Source organism: Prescottella equi, from assembly GCF_002094305.1.
Taxonomy (GTDB): domain Bacteria; phylum Actinomycetota; class Actinomycetes; order Mycobacteriales; family Mycobacteriaceae; genus Prescottella; species Prescottella equi.
Genome location: NZ_LWTX01000003.1, coordinates 318,416 through 336,023 on the forward strand (window position 1 = coordinate 318,416; position 17,608 = coordinate 336,023).

At 68.3% G+C, this 17,608-nt stretch carries 19 protein-coding genes; 5 read left to right on the top strand and 14 right to left on the bottom strand.

The window, feature by feature from the left end; genetic code table 11:
- Positions 1-67 precede the first annotated feature (67 nt).
- From A6I89_RS10795 to A6I89_RS10805, 3 genes are all read right to left on the bottom strand, one after another.
- Positions 68-1,360 carry an RNA polymerase sigma factor gene (locus A6I89_RS10795; RefSeq protein ID WP_022598533.1) on the bottom strand — a complete coding sequence of 431 codons (1,293 nt, stop codon included), beginning with the start codon at positions 1,358-1,360 and terminating at the stop codon, positions 68-70.
- Positions 1,361-1,364: 4 nt separating this feature from the next.
- On the bottom strand, positions 1,365-1,787 hold the full coding sequence (locus A6I89_RS10800; protein ID WP_005516784.1) for a YciI family protein: 423 nt from the start codon (positions 1,785-1,787) through the stop codon (positions 1,365-1,367).
- A 185-nt stretch (positions 1,788-1,972) separates the two neighbouring features.
- Complete coding sequence (locus A6I89_RS10805) at positions 1,973-2,656, bottom strand: type 1 glutamine amidotransferase domain-containing protein (protein ID WP_022598535.1); 684 nt, start codon at positions 2,654-2,656, stop codon at positions 1,973-1,975.
- A gap of 82 nt (positions 2,657-2,738) precedes the next feature.
- On the opposite strand from A6I89_RS10805, the gene A6I89_RS10810 reads away from it, so the two are divergent.
- Entirely contained in the window at positions 2,739-3,458 is a 720-nt protein-coding gene (locus A6I89_RS10810) for a DNA alkylation repair protein (RefSeq protein WP_044991491.1), read from the top strand.
- A 1-nt stretch (position 3,459) separates the two neighbouring features.
- Here the strand turns inward: A6I89_RS10810 and A6I89_RS10815 are convergent, their stop codons facing one another.
- Complete coding sequence (locus A6I89_RS10815) at positions 3,460-4,461, bottom strand: LysR family transcriptional regulator (protein ID WP_022598539.1); 1,002 nt, start codon at positions 4,459-4,461, stop codon at positions 3,460-3,462.
- Positions 4,462-4,583: 122 nt separating this feature from the next.
- On the opposite strand from A6I89_RS10815, the gene A6I89_RS10820 reads away from it, so the two are divergent.
- The gene (locus A6I89_RS10820) at positions 4,584-5,816 is read left to right on the top strand and encodes an MFS transporter (RefSeq protein ID WP_022598541.1); all 1,233 of its coding nucleotides are present in this window, start codon (positions 4,584-4,586) and stop codon (positions 5,814-5,816) included.
- A 1-nt stretch (position 5,817) separates the two neighbouring features.
- Here the strand turns inward: A6I89_RS10820 and A6I89_RS10825 are convergent, their stop codons facing one another.
- Both A6I89_RS10825 and A6I89_RS10830 read right to left on the bottom strand, forming a co-directional pair.
- Positions 5,818-6,297 carry a hypothetical protein gene (locus A6I89_RS10825; protein ID WP_022598543.1) on the bottom strand — a complete coding sequence of 160 codons (480 nt, stop codon included), beginning with the start codon at positions 6,295-6,297 and terminating at the stop codon, positions 5,818-5,820.
- A gap of 105 nt (positions 6,298-6,402) precedes the next feature.
- The gene (locus tag A6I89_RS10830) at positions 6,403-6,732 is read right to left on the bottom strand and encodes a UBP-type zinc finger domain-containing protein (protein ID WP_022598545.1); all 330 of its coding nucleotides are present in this window, start codon (positions 6,730-6,732) and stop codon (positions 6,403-6,405) included.
- Between the two features lie 65 nt (positions 6,733-6,797).
- On the opposite strand from A6I89_RS10830, the gene A6I89_RS10835 reads away from it, so the two are divergent.
- Positions 6,798-8,396, top strand: a complete 1,599-nt coding sequence (locus A6I89_RS10835; protein ID WP_022598547.1) for a Na+/H+ antiporter — start codon at positions 6,798-6,800, stop codon at positions 8,394-8,396.
- 12 nt (positions 8,397-8,408) lie between these two features.
- Here the strand turns inward: A6I89_RS10835 and A6I89_RS10840 are convergent, their stop codons facing one another.
- The 8 genes from A6I89_RS10840 to rpsF all read right to left on the bottom strand — a co-directional run bounded on the left by A6I89_RS10840 (position 8,409) and on the right by rpsF (position 15,581).
- Positions 8,409-9,395, bottom strand: coding sequence for an NYN domain-containing protein (locus tag A6I89_RS10840; protein WP_022598549.1), 987 nt, complete (start codon positions 9,393-9,395; stop codon positions 8,409-8,411).
- 233 nt (positions 9,396-9,628) lie between these two features.
- Entirely contained in the window at positions 9,629-11,092 is a 1,464-nt protein-coding gene (locus A6I89_RS10845) for a glyceraldehyde-3-phosphate dehydrogenase (RefSeq protein WP_005516774.1), read from the bottom strand.
- A gap of 297 nt (positions 11,093-11,389) precedes the next feature.
- Positions 11,390-11,932 carry a putative immunity protein gene (locus A6I89_RS10850; RefSeq protein WP_013417611.1) on the bottom strand — a complete coding sequence of 181 codons (543 nt, stop codon included), beginning with the start codon at positions 11,930-11,932 and terminating at the stop codon, positions 11,390-11,392.
- Positions 11,933-12,012: 80 nt separating this feature from the next.
- Positions 12,013-13,401, bottom strand: a complete 1,389-nt coding sequence (gene dnaB, locus A6I89_RS10855; protein ID WP_005516772.1) for a replicative DNA helicase — start codon at positions 13,399-13,401, stop codon at positions 12,013-12,015.
- Between the two features lie 511 nt (positions 13,402-13,912).
- Positions 13,913-14,368, bottom strand: coding sequence for a 50S ribosomal protein L9 (gene rplI, locus A6I89_RS10860; RefSeq protein ID WP_005516770.1), 456 nt, complete (start codon positions 14,366-14,368; stop codon positions 13,913-13,915).
- A gap of 17 nt (positions 14,369-14,385) precedes the next feature.
- Positions 14,386-14,628 carry a 30S ribosomal protein S18 gene (rpsR, locus tag A6I89_RS10865; protein ID WP_005516769.1) on the bottom strand — a complete coding sequence of 81 codons (243 nt, stop codon included), beginning with the start codon at positions 14,626-14,628 and terminating at the stop codon, positions 14,386-14,388.
- A 39-nt stretch (positions 14,629-14,667) separates the two neighbouring features.
- On the bottom strand, positions 14,668-15,201 hold the full coding sequence (locus A6I89_RS10870; RefSeq protein ID WP_005516768.1) for a single-stranded DNA-binding protein: 534 nt from the start codon (positions 15,199-15,201) through the stop codon (positions 14,668-14,670).
- 92 nt (positions 15,202-15,293) lie between these two features.
- Complete coding sequence (rpsF, locus tag A6I89_RS10875; protein ID WP_005516767.1) at positions 15,294-15,581, bottom strand: 30S ribosomal protein S6; 288 nt, start codon at positions 15,579-15,581, stop codon at positions 15,294-15,296.
- A 184-nt stretch (positions 15,582-15,765) separates the two neighbouring features.
- On the opposite strand from rpsF, the gene A6I89_RS10880 reads away from it, so the two are divergent.
- Positions 15,766-17,130: a glycosyltransferase 87 family protein gene (locus tag A6I89_RS10880; RefSeq protein ID WP_022598551.1), complete on the top strand. Its 1,365-nt coding sequence runs from the start codon at positions 15,766-15,768 to the stop codon at positions 17,128-17,130.
- Positions 17,131-17,177: 47 nt separating this feature from the next.
- Positions 17,178-17,606 (top strand): DUF2752 domain-containing protein, encoded by a 429-nt coding sequence (locus A6I89_RS10885; RefSeq protein ID WP_044991492.1) that lies wholly within the window; start codon positions 17,178-17,180, stop codon positions 17,604-17,606.
- Positions 17,607-17,608: the final 2 nt, after the last annotated feature.

The window sequence follows — 17,608 nt, forward strand, 5'->3', positions numbered from 1 at the left end:
CGTCATGGAGGAAGTCGGGCGGTCGACCGGACGCGTTACATCACGGCTGTGCACACTCCCGGCATCGTCACGCGCTCGGCAATTCGGACGCCCTGTCCTCGAGCCTCTTCCGTTCCCGGACGTTGGCTGTCAGTTCGGCCGCCGCCTCGAACTCCGCGCGCGCCTCCCGGTTCCGGCCGAGGCGAACGAGGAGTTCCGCGCGGGTCGCGGACAGGAACCGGTATCCGGCGAGCCGCCCGTCCGCGACGAGACCGTCGACGATCTCGAGCGCCGCACCGGGCCCGGACGCCATCGCCACCGCGGCAGCCCGGTTGAGGTCGACGACGGGGGAGGGCGCGAGCCTCCCCAGCGCCGCGTACAACAACACGATCCGCTCCCAGTCGGTGTCGTCCACGGACGGTGCAACCGCATGGCATTCCGCGATCGCCGCCTGCAGCGCGTAGGCACCGCGGCCGCGTCCCAGCTCGTCGGAGCGGGCGAGAGCGGCCCGGCCACGCGTGATCGCGCCCCGGTCCCAACGTCGTCGATCCTGGTCGGCGAGCAGCACCGGGTCACCGTTCGCGTCGAGCCGGGCCGGGAACCGGGCCGCCGTCAGTTCCATCAGCGCAACCAGCGCGTGCGGCTCGGGTTCGCGCGGCACGAGCTCGACGAGCACCCGGCCGAGCCGCAGCGCCTCCCGGCTCAGCTCCGGGCGCATCCAGTCGTCGCCGGCGCTCGCCGAATGCCCCTCGTTGAACACGAGATACAGCACCCCGAGCACCGTTCCCAGCCGCTCCGCGAACTCGGTGCGCTCGGGCACCGCGAACGGCACCTTCGCGGCGGCCAGGGTCTTCTTGGCCCGCACGATCCGCTGCTGCACCGTCGACGTCGGCACCAGGAAGGCGCGGGCGATCTCCTCGCTCGACAGGCCGCCGACCACCCTGAGCGTCAATGCAACCCGGGCCTCGCGGGACAGCACCGGATGGCACGAGACGAACACCAACCGCAGGACGTCGTCGTCGATCCGGTCGGGGTCCCACGGCAACTCGTCCGACGAGGGATCCTCCTCCGTCCCGAGGTCGTGGGCGATCGCGGCGAGACGCTCGTCGTACCGTTCCTGCCGGCGCCAGCCGTCGATCGCGCGGCGCTTCGCGACGGCCGTCAGCCACGCGCCGGGGTTGGCGGGGACACCCGTCTGTGGCCACTGTGCGAGCGCGTCGGCCAGTGCGTCCTGCGCGAGATCCTCGGCGCGGCCGAAGTCACCGACCATGCGGGTGAGTGTCGCGACGATGCGGGCGGACTCGATCCGCCACACCGCCGCGACGGAGCGTCGCGCAGACTCCGCTGGTTCCGCGCGACGCTCGGTCGGGATGTCGGGCATACGGTCAGGCCTTGCGGTTCTCGAGTTCCTCGCGCCAGCCCTCTTCCTTCTCGATCCACTCGTTGTCCTGAGGGAAGTCCTCGGGGCCGGTCACCCGGCGCACCTCGAGCTTGGTTCCGGGTCCGAGCGGAGCGCGCTTGGCCCACTCGGCGGCCTCCTCCTTGGACGCGACCTCGAGGATCCAGAAGCCGTTGAACAGTTCCTTCGTCTCACCGTAAGGGCCGTCGGTCACCAGCGGGGTCTCGCTGGTGAAGTCGACGACGAAGCCTTCCTGCGCGTCGGAGAGACCCTCGCCGGCGAGCAGCACACCGGCCTTCATCATCGCCTCGTTGTACTTGCCCATGTCCTCGATGATCTGCTCGAACGGGATGTCCTTCGACGCCTCGATCGCCTCGTCGGTGACGCGCATGATCAGCATGTACTTCATGTGTCCGCTCCTTCGTCCGGGGTCGCGAATCGACCCTCTCATCCAGGACGTCGAACGGGAAGACGGCGGATCGACAGGTGCGGAGAATTATTTTTCGGGGGCCGGTAGTCCGGGCTCTCGGTATCGCTCTCCGCGTCGCGGCGTCGGTTTCGTGGCGTCCGTTTCGTGACGTCGGTTTCGTGACGTCAGAGCAGCGCGGCGACCTGTTCGGCCGTGGCCGCGGCCGACTGCGGATTCTGACCGGTCACCAGACGTCCGTCGACGACGACCTTGGAGGTGAAGGGCAGCGTGCCCCGCTCGTAGAGCGCACCGCGCTGCTTCATCTCCTCCTCCGCGTTGTACGGCACCTTCCTCGACACCCTGGCCAGCACCTCCTCCCGCCACGAGAAGCCGGTGAGCCGGCGTCCCGCGACGAGCAGCGTGCCGTCGGACAGCTTCGCGTTCAGCAGGCCGCAGTAGCCGTGGCAGACGGAGGACACGACCCCGCCGTGTTCCCAGATGTCGCAGGTGAGGCGCTGCAGGCCCAGACTGTCCGGGAAATCCCACATGACGGCGTGTCCGCCGGTGAGATAGATCGCGTCGAAGTCCGCGGTGTCGATCTCGTCCGGTCGCGCCGTGTCCGCCAGCAACGCCATGCGGGCCTCGTCGGCCAGCCACGCCTTCGCCGTCGCATCGATGTTCGGCCATTTGAGCGAGCGTGGCTCGAGCGCCGAACGCCCACCCCTGGGGCTGACGATGCGCTGCTCGAACCCGCGCTTCTCGAATACCTCCCAGGCGTGGGTCAGCTCCGACAGCCACAAGCCGGTCGGCTCGGAGGGATCGTCGTAGTGCGCGACGTTGCTGACGACGTGCAGTATGCGCCTGGTCAAGGTCGGTCCTCCCTGTCGGCCGAGTCGTGTCCACCGTATCGAGTGCCGCGTCCATCGCCCGGGCAATCGCCGCAAACGCCACATGCGGCCCGTACGCTGGATCGAGGGGAAGGAGGCGGTTGTGACGACGACACCGGAGACGACGGTCGACGACATACTGGCCGAGCTGGCAGCCCTCGAGGATCCGAAGATCCGTGCGGTCAACGAACGGCACGGGGACGATCACGGCGTCAACCTCACCGCGCTGCGGGCGGTGGCCAAGCGCCTGAAGACGCAGCACGCCCTCGCGGGGCAGCTGTGGGGGACGGGCGACACCGCGGCCCGGCTCGTCGCGATCCTGATCAGCCGCCCCAAGGCCTACAGCGCAGCGGAACTGGATGCCATGCTCCGCGATGCGCGGGTCCCCAAGGTGCACGGATGGCTCGTGAGCAACGTCGTGAAGAAGAACGCGCATGTCGAAGAACTGCGGACCGCGTGGCTCGCCGATCCCGACCCCGCCGTCGCCGCCGCCGGATGGACGCTCACCAGCGATCGTGTCGCGAAATCGCCGGAGGGGCTCGATCTTTCCGGACTACTCGACACCATCGAGACCCGAATGAAGGACGCCCCCGAGCGCCTGCAGTGGGCGATGAACGAGTGCCTGGCCACCATCGGCATCCACCACCGCGAACTCCGGGCGCGGGCGATCGACATCGGCGAGAGACTCGAAGTCCTGAAGGACTATCCGACGCTGCCGAACTGCACCTCGCCCTTCGCGCCGGTCTGGATCGACGAGATGGTGCGCCGAAGGGAACCGAAGTAGGTCACGGGGTACCGACGGATCTCGGTGGCCGGTCGGTAGGACTCCGGTAGGCGACCGTGCCGTCCACTCCGCGGGGAGCCGGCGCCCAGGACGGTCGCCAGGCGCCCACGGCGAGGGGCGTCAGAGCGCTCAGGTGGTCGACGATCCCGCTTAGCGCCGGGTGGGCGCCGGTAGCCCGCATGAGGAGCGAGATCGGGTATGCGAGAGTTGGATTCACGATCGGAATTCGCCGCAGATCGTAGTGCACCGGCCAGAGATACCGATCGCGCGCGGCGATCAGGGTGGCAACGTCGGCGGAGTCGGCGAGCGTGTCGAGGAGAACCTCGTTGCCGAAGTTCGGACCGGCGGCGTCGATGCGGAGGCCGAACGCGGTGGCGAGTTGATCGTAGAACTCCGACCATTCGCTGCCGGGCACGATTCCCGGCACCCAGATCCGATGCCGACGCAGTTGCGGCGGCGTCAGCGTCCGTGCGGAGGCCAGTGGGTGCCGTGGCCCGACGAGAAGCTCGAGCGGCGAGTCGAACGCGTGGATCATCCGCACGTCGCGTGGCAACATCGCCGGATCGGTGACCGAGCGGAAGGAAGCGTCGATCTCACCCGCTTCGACGGCGGCCACCGCCACCCGCGGGTCGTCGACCTTGAGGGTCACCACGTCGAGCTCGACGTCGGGGTGCATCCGCCAATACTCGTGCAGGACAACGGCCTGCGCCGACCTCAGCCCGAGGACGTCGATGCGCAGCGCCCGCGACCCGGGCCTCACCGCGGCGACCGCCCGGTCGACGCCCGCGACGATGCCCCGCGCATGGGAGAGGAACGCCTGGCCGTCGAGCGTCAGCTGGACGCCCCGAGGCGTGCGGGTGAACAGTCGGACGCCCAGCTCGCGCTCGAGAGCCGCGATCCGCTTCGAGACGGCCTGCTGAGTCACCCCCAGTTCGTCAGCCGCATGCCGTAGTTGCCCGAGCTCGGCGGCCCGGACGAACGAACGCAAGCCCTCGGTGTCCATCTTCCGAGCCTATGCCCGCACAACCGAACGTTGTGGCGCACCGCTTCCCGCGTTGTTTGATCCGGCACGGACGCAGCTGTTCTCATTCGAGACCCGCGGGTCGGTTGTCGGAGAGGAGGCGCATGGACGGGTCGTCGCGACGCAACCTCGGCCGGCTGTGGTCGGCCTACGCGGTCAGCACCTACGGCACCTGGATCGCGTTCGGGGCATTTCCCCTCATCGCGGTGCAGGTGCTGCACTCCACGGCCTTCGCCGTCTCGCTACTCGAAGCCGCCGGACTCACCGTCGCCGCGCTCGCCGCGGTCCCGCTGGCACCGTGGGTCGAGCGCCGCGCCAAGCGGCCGGTGATGGTCGCGGCGGATCTGACCCGGTTCCTCGCGACGGCGAGCGTGCCCCTCGCGTACGCCCTGGGTGTGCTGACCTACGGACAACTGCTGATCGTCTCGGTCGCGTCGGGTACAGCCGGCATCGTCTTCACCGCCGCCTCCGGGGCCTACCTGAAACACCTCGTCCGCGGCGAGCATCTCCTCGTCGCGAACGCCAGGTTCGAGGGGACGAGTTGGGTGGCGACCGCGATGGGGCCACCGCTCGGCGGGGCGCTGGTGGGGTTGCTGGGACCGGTCGTCACCGTCGCCGTCGACGCCCTCAGCTTTCTGCTGTCCGCGCTCGGAATCCGCCGCATCCGTGGGGACGACGTCGAGCATCACCGCGATCCGATCGCGGTGATGCGTGCGGGCGACCTCTTGGCCGGGTGGCGATTCATCCTCCGCGACCGTGTCCTGCGCTGCCTGTTCCTCAACTCGGTCGCGGTCGGTGGTCTGATCATGGCCGCCGTTCCCGTTCTGACGGTTCTCCTTCTGGACGAATATCGTTTCCCGGCTTGGCAATACGGACTCGCTTTCGGCGTCCCGGCGCTCGGGGGTCTCGTCGGCGCCCGCCTCTCCGCGCGTCTCGTCGCCCGCTACGGGCGGCACCGGGTGATGACCGTCTCCGGCTGGTTGCGCTCCGTTTTTCCACTGGGCCTCGCGCTCGTCCGACCCGGCGTCACCGGCCTGCTCACGGTGATCGTCGTCGAGAGCCTGTTGATCGTCTGCATGGGCGTCTTCAACCCCGTCAACGCGACCGAACGCCTGCGCCGCACCCCCGCCGATCACGCCGCGCGGGTCCTCACCGCGTGGAGCGTCAGCAGCAGACTCGCCCAGGCCGCCCTCGTCGCGGCCTGGGGCGTCCTGGCCACGCTGACCAGTCCGCTCGCGGCGATCACCGCGTCCGGCCTCCTGCTTCTCGCGACGCCACTTCTGTTGCCGAGACGAGCCGATGTGCCCGACGCCGCCGACGGGGCGCCGGTGGCGTGACTCAGCCCTCCGCCGGCGGCGTGCCCGCCTCACCCGCGCCGTGGCTGCGCGCTTCGATGGCCTCGATGGACTTCTTCAACTGACCGCCCAGCACCCGGGACCCGAAGGCACTGAGCACGCCCGCGAGCAGCTTGCCGCGGAGGTTCTTGCCGTCCCGGACCACCACCACGTCCACATCGGTCTCCCCGTCGGGCTCCCGGGTGAGGGTGTAGACGTGGCCCGAGGCACCGCCCCACAGGTTGGAGTCCGTCGTCGTCATCACGACCCGGTGGGGATCGGTCCAGTCGTAGTGGAGGCGCTCCCAGATGCCGTTCGAGCCCTCCGTGACGTCCGCGTCGTGCGGGCCCTCGCTGTGCACCTTCAGATACCCGTCGGTGCTGTTGCCGAACAGTTCCCCGCGACCGGGCCCGAAATCGGTCAGACCGGCCAAGAACTCCTCCGGTGTCGCGGTCGTCTTCTCGTGCAGATGGATCGTCGTCATGGCGTATTCCTCGACAGTCGAGTAATCCGCCCCGGTCCCCGAGACCGGGGCAGTGACCTATCCAGAACACCACGCTCGCGGACGCCACGGAAGAGTCGGAGACGATCAGCCCATCTCCGCGTGCCGGTAGCACCACCGCCACGTCTCACCCGGTTCGTGGGAACGCATGACCGGGTGTCCCGTCTGCGCGAAATGCGCGGTCGCGTGCCGATGTGGGCTCGAATCGCAGCATCCGACATGCCCACAGGTGAGACACATCCGCAGGTGCGCCCAGTTCTGTTCGCCGAGCGCCGCACACTCCTCGCAGCGACCGGGCGTCCTCGCCGCGGGGTCCGCGCCGGTGGCCTCCGCAAGCTCCACGCACGACGTGCCGGTGGCCGGATCCGAGGATCCGGCCCTGATGGCATCCGCCGCACGTCGGAGTGCTCTCTTCATCACCTCCCATCCTGCATGCTTCAAGGAGCGATATCCACACCGGAAACGTCGGACGGAGAACCGCCGTGAACGTGGCCCTGCTCGCCGTCGCGGTGGTGGCGCTGCTCACCGCCGCCGTCGCGCGCCGGTTGAACTGGTCGGCGCCGCTGCTGCTGGTCCTGGTCGGCCTGGCCGGATCGCAGATCCCGGGCTTGCCCGACACCGCGCTCGATCCCGATCTCGTGTTGTACGCGGTGCTGCCGCCCCTGCTCTACTCCGCTGCCCTCGACAGCTCGTCGCCGGCGATGCGCCGCAATGCGCGTCCCATCGCGCTGCTCGCAATCGGGTTGCCGCTGGCCACCACGGCTGTCGTCGGGCTCGTCGCCTACCTCGTCATTCCCGAGTTCCCGCTCGCCGCCGCGTTGGTGCTCGGGGCGGTGGTGGCCCCACCGGATGCCGTGTCCGCCAGTGCGATCGGACGCCGACTCGGCCTGCCCCGGCGAATCATGACGCTGCTCGGCGGGGAGAGCCTGCTCAACGACGCGACCGCGCTCACCGCGTACCGGGTCGCGCTCGCCGCGGCGATCGGCACCGGAGTGACACTCCTGGAAGGAGTCCGCACGTTCCTCGGCGCCGCGATCGGCGGAACCCTGATCGGCTTCGTGGTGGGAGTGGTCGTCGCCGCGATCCGGTCTCGGCTCTCGGATCCGGTGATGGAGAGCGGGATCGGCCTGATCGTCCCGTTCGTCGCCTACCTGACCGCCGAGGAGGTCCACAGCTCCGGGGTGATCGCCGTCGTCGTCGCCGGGCTGTATCTCGGCCAGCGGTCGACCAGTGCCGGCTACGCGACCCGCCTACAGGACACCGCGGTGTGGAAGGCCGTCGACGTCGTCCTCGAGTCGTTCGTGTTTCTCCTGATCGGATTGCAGCTGCCGGGCGTCGTACGGGCACTGCACGATCGCAGTGCGATCGAGGTGGTGGGCGCGTCCGCGGCCGTACTCGCCACCGTGATTCTGGTGCGGGTGGTGTGGGTGTATCCCGCGGCCTACCTGCCCCGCATGATGTCCGCGCGCATCCGCGAGCGGGAGCCTGCGCCGAGCCTGCGAGCGGTGTTCGTACTCGCATGGTCCGGGATGCGCGGCGTGGTCTCGCTGGCCGCGGCCTTCGCTATTCCGCTCACGGTCAACTCGGGCGCCCCCTTCCCCGGACGCGACATGATCCTGTTCATCACGTTCGTCGTCGTGGTCGGCACCCTGCTGCTGCACGGGCTGACCCTGCCGTGGCTCATCACTCGCCTCGGAGTCGACAATTCCGAGGAACGCCGCAGAGACGCAGTCACCCTCGCCGCCGCACAGGACAAGGCGGCGCGGGCCGCGACGGAGGTGCTCGACCAGCTGGTCGCCGACACCGACGGTGACCCGGCCGCCGTCCGGCAGCGCGCGGCGGAGATTCTGCGGGCGTGGAGCGAACACCGCGCCAACGCGGCATGGGAACGACTGGGCCGCAGCGATGCGGAGCTGGGCGAGAGTCCATCCGCCGCCTTCCGCGCACTACGTCTGCAGATGCTCGAGACCGAGCGCGGCGTCTTCATCGCCGAACGCGACACCGGCCGCATCGACGACGACGTGCTGCGCCAGGTGTTGCGCGAGCTCGATCTCGAGGAGGCGACGCTGAACCGGGAGTAGAGCCACCGCGGTTCAGGACTCGTCGTACCTCTCCCAGAAGCGCGCTCGCAAGCGGTATCGGATCCCCTCGTCCAGGTCGTACTTCTGCATCACGTCGCAGGCGTCGAGCAGAAGAGCTCGGTCGATGTCGTGGGGGATCGACGGTTTCGCCCGCAGGAGCTCCAACTGGTCTGCAGCAGTGGCACTCTCCTGGAACGAGGCGATGACTCGCATCACGACCTCGTCGATCAACCGGTCGTGCTCGGGGTTCTCGGTGTGGCCGTATCCCGGCAGTGCCTGCGCCTGAGACCCGGTGGAGACGCTGTAGGCGAGCACGCTGGTCGGCCGCGCCGGTGCCGGGCTGTGCGGGAGGGACACGAGATCGAGCGGGGTGCGGGTCGGCCGCGCCGCCGCCACCGTCGCGGGTGTCGCCGACACCGTCTCCGGCGCAACGGGCTCGGGAACCGGTTGTCGATCGACCTTGAGGACGGCGTCGTCGACCGCGGCGCCCTCGATGATGTCGAGTTCGTCCGCCGCCCGCACCAGGTGCCGGCTCACGCCGTGCGGCTTGCCCTCGGCGGACGGCACGGCGAACACCACCACCTGGACTCCGTGGACCTGCGCCTCGTCCACTGCCTCTGTCAGATCGTCGTCACCCGACACGAGGAAGAACACGTCGGAGGCACCGTTGCGCGCGTGGGCCACGAGATCGAGGCCGATCCGCAGGTCGACACCCTTCTGCTCGCCGTTGACCCCGAACCGGCCCAGCCGGAGCTTGACCTTGGAGAGCTCGCCGATGCGCTCCTGCTGCGGATCCGGAACACCGTTGCGAGCCGAGTCGTACCAGTGCACGCGCAGAACCGGTAGTCCCGACCGGGCCTGCGCCGCGTCCACGAGTGAACTGACGAGCTTGGCGTAGTCGACGTGGATCCCACCGCGGAGCGAGGTGCCGGTGACCCGGGTCGCAGCCGAGGCGAGCAGGTACCCGGCATCGATGTATAGCGAGCAGGTCGACCGCATCCGCTCACTATGGCACGCGGACCCGACGCCCACGGTGAACTCGCTCGACAGCGCAGACCGCCGACGCTTCTACGTCGACAGGAGCTGGACGGGGCTTCGATCCGACGTGCCCTGACCGCGGGGGTCCGCCAGGCTCGTGGCCGGCCGGGATGCGAGTGAACACGGCGAATGATCACCCGCATCCCGTCCGGACGAAGCTGCGATCCGGTGGGTCGTGACGCGGACCCGGGACGCTAGGCGACCACTTCGGCGGCAACGGCCGCGTCGACGGTCGGGTAGATGGGGTACTCCACGCCCGACAGGTACTGCACGGTGCGCACCACCTGGCACGAGTAGCCGAACTCGTTGTCGTACCAGACGTACAGGATCGCGGTGTCGCCTTCGACGATCGCGGCGTTCGCATCGATGATGCATGCCGCCCGCGAGCCGATGAAGTCACTCGACACGGCGTCGGTTGCCGCGGTGTAGTCGAGGTTGCGGCTCAGCACACCCGTCAGCGACTCCTGACGAAGGTGCTCGAGCACTTCGTCTTTGGTGGCCTCGCGGCCGAGCTGAAGGTTGAGGATCGCGACCGACACGTCCGGCGTGGGCACGCGGATCGAGTTGCCGGTGATCTTGGCCTTCAGATCCGGGAGCGCCTTCGCGATCGCGGAGGCCGCACCCGTCTCGGTGAGGACGAGGTTGAACGGCGCGGACCGACCACGACGGTCGGCCTTGTGGAAGTTGTCCAGCAGGTTCTGGTCGTTGGTGAACGAGTGCACAGTCTCGACGTGGCCACGCAGGACGCCGAACTCGTCGTCCATGGTCTTCAGCGGCGGGACGATCGCGTTCGTGGTGCAGGACGCGCACGACACGATGCGCTCGTCCGGATCGATGTCGCGGTGATTGACGCCGTGCACGATGTTGGGGACGTCGCCCTTGCCGGGCGCGGTCAACACCACCTTCGCCACACCGGGGCGCAGGTGCTTCGACAGCCCGTCGCGGTCACGCCAGATGCCGGTGTTGTCGATCAGGATCGCGTTGTCGATGCCGTACTCGGTGTAGTCGACCGTCGTCGGATCGTTGCTGTAGATGAACTTGATGACGTTGCCGTTGGCGATGAGGGCGTTGTTCGCCTCGTCGACCTTGATCGTGCCGTTGAACTGACCGTGGACGGAGTCACGACGCAGCAGCGACGCACGCTTGACCAGATCGTCCTCGCCACCCTTCCGGACGACCACGGCACGCAGGTTCAGGCCGTTGCCCGAACCGGCCTTCTCGATGAGCAGACGCGCCACGAGACGGCCGATACGGCCGAAGCCGTAGAGGACGACGTCCTGCGGCCGCGCGGGGCTCGTCTGGGCGCCACCGACCAGGTCGGCGAGGCTCTCCGCGACGAACTCGGGGATCGGCACACCGGCGCCGTGCGCGTGGTACGCGGTCACCAGCAGACCGAGGTCGATCTTCGACGGCCGCAGATCGAGGTCGGTCAGCGCCTCCAGGAAGGGGAAGGTCTCCTCGACCGAGAGCTCGTCGCCACGAATCTGTCGGGCGAAGCGGTGGGTCCTCAGGATCTTGATGACCGACTTGTTCACCAACGAGCGACTGTGCAGCAGAATGGTCACCGAGTGCTTACGGTGCAGACCGCCGATGATCGGGATCATCGCTTCGGCGAGGGCTTCCTCGGAGTTCCACTGCGTCAGTTCCGCTGTGCTCACTGCGTTCCTCTGTCTTTCTGGCTCATTGGCGTGCTCGGTGGGACGCCGGGCTGGATGAGACGCACGTCATATGCCGGTATGGCGGAGAACGGCGTGTGCGCACCCAGCATATTGAAGCGTCTCGGCGGGCCTACCGGCACCACACATGCAGCGCCTCCCGGAGCTGTCAGGCCGCCCCGGATCAGCTTGCCAAGCCACTGGCTCCGGACGAGTCCCGGACGGGTTTCCCGGGCCGGCGAAGGGGGGCGGCGTGGCGCCTGCGGCCGCGTCATCGGGTCGGAATCCCGCGTCCCGGCCCTACCGGCTCGTCGCGCGGAGAGCGGCGTCGAGGGCACACATCAGCTCCGCAACGCGGCCCTTCCCCGGTTGAGCGGCGGGATACCGGCCGAGCACGTCGGTCAACGTGAGTGTGGCGCGCTGCCGCGCCCGCTCGATCAGCTCGTTCCCCACGTCGGCATCGTCGCCGGCGTTCAACTCACCGATGCGCGCCGCACTTGCAGCGGCGCGCAGGATGTGACCGACCTGGTGAGACTTCGCGATCGGGTGGAGGTAAGCGGCGGACGCCGCGTCGCCGGCAGCGCGAGCGGCCAGACGGGCCGCCTCGGTGGGCGCCTCCTTCGCCGCCCGGTGTGCGTCCAGCGACGTCCGGCGCTGCAGATTGGTCCTCCTCGCGCCGTTGACGAACTCCCACGCCGCATCGACGGCTGCACGGGGCCGCGGGTCATCGGGACTCACGGCCTCGAACACCGGCAGGACTTCCTCAGCGCTTTCCACCACGTACCGCGCGACACATCGCAGCTCCTCGATCGTCAGCTCGAAGTCCCCGGAAACCACGGTCATGACCCCAGCCTCTCACCGCGCGGGCCTACGGCGGGCCTCCCGCGGCGTTCCGGCGGGCAGCTCGCGCGCGGCGGCGGCAACTACCCCCGCGCCATGTCCACGAACCGCGAGTAGTGCAGCTGGTGCGCGACGGTGATGGTGGCCGTCGGACCGCCTCGGTGCTTGCCGAGGATGATGTCGGCCTCACCACCGCGCGGATCGTCCCGCTCGAAGGCGTCGGGGCGGTGCAGCAGCATCACCATGTCGGCGTCCTGCTCGAGCGAGCCGGACTCGCGGAGGTCGGAAACCTGGGGGCGCTTGTCCGTGCGCTGCTCGGGACCACGGTTGAGCTGACAGATCGCGATCACCGGAACCTCGAGTTCCTTCGCTAGCAGCTTGAGGCTTCGCGAGAACTCCGAGACTTCCTGCTGACGGGACTCGACCTTCTTGCCGGACGACATCAGCTGCAGGTAGTCGATCACGATCAGCCGGATGTTGTGCTTCTGCTTGAGCCGGCGGGCCTTCGCGCGGATCTCCATCATCGTCAGGTTGGGGGAGTCGTCGATGAACAGCGGGGCCTCGCTGATCTCGCTCATCCGCCGCGCCAGGCGCGTCCAGTCGTCGTCGGTCATCTTGCCCGAGCGCATGTCCGAGAGCTTGATCTTCGCCTCCGCCGACAGCAGACGCATCACAATCTCGGTCTTGCTCATTTCCAGCGAGAAGATGACGCTCGCCATGCCGTGCTTGATCGAGCACGACCGCATGAAATCCATGCCGATAGTGCTCTTGCCGACGCCCGGACGAGCCGCCACGATAATCATCTGACCTGCATGAAGACCGTTGGTGATCTCGTCGAGTTCGCTGAACCCGGTGGGCACGCCGAGGGAGATGCCGCCGCGGCTGGCGATGGAGTCGATCTCGTCCATCGTGGGCTGCAGCAGCTCCTCGAGCGGCATGAAGTCCTCGGTGGTGCGCCGCTCGGTGACCTCGAAGATCTCGGCCTGCGCACGGTCGACCACCTCGGCGACGTCCTGGCCGTCGGAGCCCGCGTAGCCGTACTGCACGATGCGGGTGCCGGCGTCGACGAGGCGACGCAGGATGGACTTCTCCGCGACGATCTCGGCGTAGTACGCGGCGTTCGCGGCGGTGGGGACGGTCTGGGTGAGGGTCACGAGGTAGGGGGCGCCGCCGATGCGGCGCAGTTCGCCGCGGCGATCCAGTTCCGCGGACACCGTCACCGGGTCGGCGGGCTCGCCTCGGCTGTAGAGGTCGAGGATCGCGTCGTAGACGGATTGGTGTGCGGGCCGGTAGAAGTCGCCCGGGCGCAGCACCTCGAGGACGTCGGCGATCGCGTCCTTGCTCAGCAGCATGCCGCCGAGCACCGACTGCTCGGCGACCATGTCGTGCGGAGGTTGCCGGCCGAACTCCTCGCTGGGCTCCTCCGGGGGTCCCGGGTACTCGGAGTGGCCTCGATCATCTACAACCGCCAACGCGACCGTCCTTCCCCGCAACGAGCCCGCGACGCCTCCCGAACCGAGGTCCGGGCGGCGTCCTGCACTCTCTTTGTACTCGCGTCCCCCGACAAATCCCGGCCGCCCCGCGGGCGCCTCGAGAGACATGCTCGCAGCGACGTTAGGGGTCTCGAGGAGCCCACATCAAACCGGCCTGTGTACACAGTTGTGGATGAATTGGGGACGCAGAACCCTCGAGTGTTAACCGGCTGGGGAAAACTGGGGACAACCTGTGGATCGATGAACATCACACTCAACAATTCGCAGGTAGATGACACTTTTCGATTTCACAACCCTGTGGATTGAAGTTCTCTCGGCGTGTCGGCCAAGTTGACAAGCCGGGCGTGTTGGGTAAACAAACGTCCAACGAGAGTATGACTCAGGTCATAGAAATGGCACCGGGTGGCGAATCTATCCACAAGCCGTCCCCAACAACGCGAAGGGCCCCGCGGACCAGGAGTCCGCGGGGCCCTTCGACCGAACGTGTCGACTAGGCGGCGACGACGTTCAGGTGGAACTTGGCAGCAACCTCGGGGTGCAGGTTGACCACGATCTGGTGCTTGCCGGTGGCCTTGATGTGGGCCTTCGGCAGCTCCAGGCTGCGCTTGTCGACGACCGGGCCGCCGGCAGCCTTGATGGCGCCTGCAACGTCGGCCGCGGTGACGGAACCGAACAGCTTGCCCGAGTCACCGGCGGTCTTCACCGACAGCGACACACCCTCGAGACCCTCGATGGCAGCCTTGAGCTCCTTGGCGTGGTCGAGGCCACGGACCGCGCGCGCTTCCTGCGCACGACGGATGCCCTCGACCTGCTTCTCGGCGCCACGGGTGGCGACGATGGCCAGGCCGCGGGGGAGCAGGTAGTTACGGCCGTAGCCGTCCTTGACCTCAACGGTGTCGCCGGGCGCACCGAGGTTTTCCACGTCAGCGGTGAGAATCAGCTTCATGTCGTCCCTCCCTTTCCTCAGCGAGCCGTCGAGACGTAAGGCAGCAGGGCAACCTCACGCGAGTTCTTCACGGCAACCGCGATGTCCCGCTGGTGCTGGACGCAGTTGCCGGTGACGCGGCGGGCGCGGATCTTGCCGCGGTCGCTGACGTACTTACGCAGCAGTGCCGTGTCCTTGTAATCGATCTGCGTGTTCTTTTCCTTGCAGAACGTGCAGACCTTCTTCTTCATAACCTTGTCGCGCAGCGGCGGCTTCGGCATGTCTATCTCCGTTTTCTGGATGTTCCGATCGGGTACGGATCAGAACGGCGGTTCGTCGTCCCCGCCGCGGGAGCCCCCGAAGGAGCCCGCCTGCGGCGCGCTGCCCCACGGATCTTCTCCGCCGGGACTGCTGTTGTAGTTGGACGCCGGACGTCCGCCGCCGGATCCGCCGGAAGAACCACCGAAGCCACCACCGCCACCGCCTCCGCGGTTGGCCTTGTTGACCTTGGCAGTGGCGTAACGGAGCGACGGGCCGATCTCGTCGACCTCGAGCTCCACGACAGTGCGCTTCTCGCCCTCACGGGTCTCGTACGACCGCTGCTTGAGCCGTCCGCTCACGATCACTCGCGAGCCACGGGTCAAGCTCTCCGCAACGTTCTCCGCCGCCTCACGCCAGATGTTGCAGCGCAAGAACAGCGCTTCGCCGTCCTTCCACTCGTTCGTCTGACGATCGAAGGTGCGGGGCGTGGACGCAACGGTGAAGTTCGCGACCGCGGCACCCGCCGGGGTGAAACGAAGCTCGGGATCAGCCGTCAGGTTTCCGATGACGGTGATTACGGTGTCGCCTGCCATGTGGTTCCTCCTGCTGTTTGTGGAGTTCCTGTTGGTCCAGAGCCTAGGTGCTGATACTGACGACCAGCGCCCGTCCCCGGATCAGACGGGAATCACTTGCCGTGGCGCAGGACCTTCGTACGAAGCACCGACTCGTTCAGACCCAGCTGACGGTCGAGCTCCTTGACGGTGGCCGGCTCGGCGGTGATGTCGACGACCGCGTAGATGCCTTCGGCGTTCTTCGCGATCTCGAACGCGAGACGACGCTTGCCCCAGACATCGACCTTGTCGACATTGCCGCCGTCCTTGCGGACGACATTCAGGAACGTATCCAGCGACGGGGCGACAGTGCGCTCGTCCAGGCTGGGGTCGAGGATGACCATCAATTCGTAATGACGCATAAGACCTCATCACCTCCTATGGACTGTGAAACGGCCACGGACTGTCCGTGGCAGGAGGGTCGTTGCGTCAGCAACCTTTGCAGGGTACACGAGTGCCCTTTGACCTGCGAAATTGACCTCGCAGTCGGATCCGGCCGGGGCTCGCCGGTCCCACGGGACCGCGGGATCGCCCTACGCTGGATCCATGCGGGCGACGGGGCACCTCCGGGCCGGAGGGACGACGGTCACCGTTCTCACCGCATGCGTGCTCACCCTGTTGCTCGGTTACCTGGACAAGGCTCGCTGCATCGGTCCACCGTTCGGCGCCGACGGTCGCAGTCTGATCTTCGATCGGATCAAGGACTCCGACGTCTGCTACTCCGACGTCCAACTCCTGTGGCTCGGACGCGGCATCGACCAGCACCTGTTCCCCTACACCGGCGGCATCACGCCCGACGGCTTGCTCACCGGCGGCACCGTCGAATATCCGGTGCTCACCGGGTTGCTGATGTGGCTCGGGGCGATCGGCGCGCACACCGATGCCGAGTTCTTCCAGCACTCGGCGCTGCTGCTGGCGCCGTTCGGGCTGGCGACGGCGTGGATGCTCCGCCGGCTCACCGGACGCACCGCGCTGCTGTGGGCGGCCACCCCGCCGCTGTTGCTGTACGGATTCCACAACTGGGAACTGCCCGTGGTCGCGACGTCGGTCGCAGCGATCGCGGTGATGGCGACGGGCCGGTGGTCGGTGCGCACCCGCGGGGTGCTCGCGGCGGTGCTGTTGGGCGTGGGGTTCTGCCTCAAGCTCTATCCGGGCCTGTTCGTGCTGCCCCTCGCGCTGTACGTCCTCACCCGGAACCGGGCGCGCGACGACCTCGACGTCCGCGGCGCCGCCGCCGTGGTCGGCGCCGCGGCGGCGACGGTGGCGGCGATCAACCTGCCGTTCGCGGTGCACGACTACACGGGCTGGCGCGCGTCCTTCTCGTTCCAGCAACTGCGCGAGGCCGACCTCACCAGCAACAGCATCTGGTACTGGGGCCTGCGTCCGCTGATGGGCGCCGGCGATCGGGGGAGCGCGTCGTACCACGCTCTCGTCGGCACGCTGTCCCCGTTGGCGCTCGCCGCCGGCTTCGCGCTCGCGTTGTGGCTGGGCTGGCGCCGGTACGGACGCGAGGGCGTCTACCCGTGGATCGGTGTCAGCGCGTCGATGCTGTGCGCGTTCGTCCTGCTGCACAAGGTGCACTCGCCGCAGTACACGCTGTGGCTGCTGCCGTTCCTGGTGCTGCTCCGGATCCCCTGGTCGCTGGTCGGCACGTACCTGGTCGCCGACGCCGTGCTCGGAATCGCGGTGTTCCGCTGGTTCGACGCCCTCGCGACGAACTCGGACGCGGAGGTCGCACGGTTCCTCGTCGAGTTGGGCGTGTGGAGTCAGGCCGCACTGCTGGTGGTGTTCTTCGTGCTGTTCACGCGGGTACCGTTGCGCCGCTACGCGGGCGGGACCCGGGCGCCCACGACATCGGCCGACCTCGTCCGGGAACGTCCGGTCACCGCGACGACGGCGCGCTCGCGGTGAACCGCGGCTCCGCGCCCCGCCGGCATCCTTGTGATGCACTGGATCCCGTGACCGTCCCGCCTGCGCATCGAGGGCTACGTCGCCTCGCCGCACCCGCGGCAGTGGCCGCCGCCGCGTTCGCGGTCTGCGGCTTCGTCGTCCGGGCGAACCCCACCGTGCCCGGTGGACCCATCCCGACCTGCCCCACGCAGGCGCTGCTGGGCCTCGACTGTCCGCTGTGCGGCAGCTCTCGAATGCTGTACGCGCTGCTGCACTTCGACGTTCCGGGCGCGCTGCGGTACAACGTCGTCGGGGTCGTCGCCGCGGTCGTGCTCGTGGTCGCATACGTGGTGTGGGTGTTCCGATCGGTGCGTGGGCGCCGCGGCGAGAGCACGCGACGGCCCGGCTGGGTTCCCGTCGCCGTCGGTTCGACCCTCGCGGTGTGGTTCGTGGTCAGGAATCTTCCGTTCGAACCGTTCACCGGACTGCGGGTCTGAGC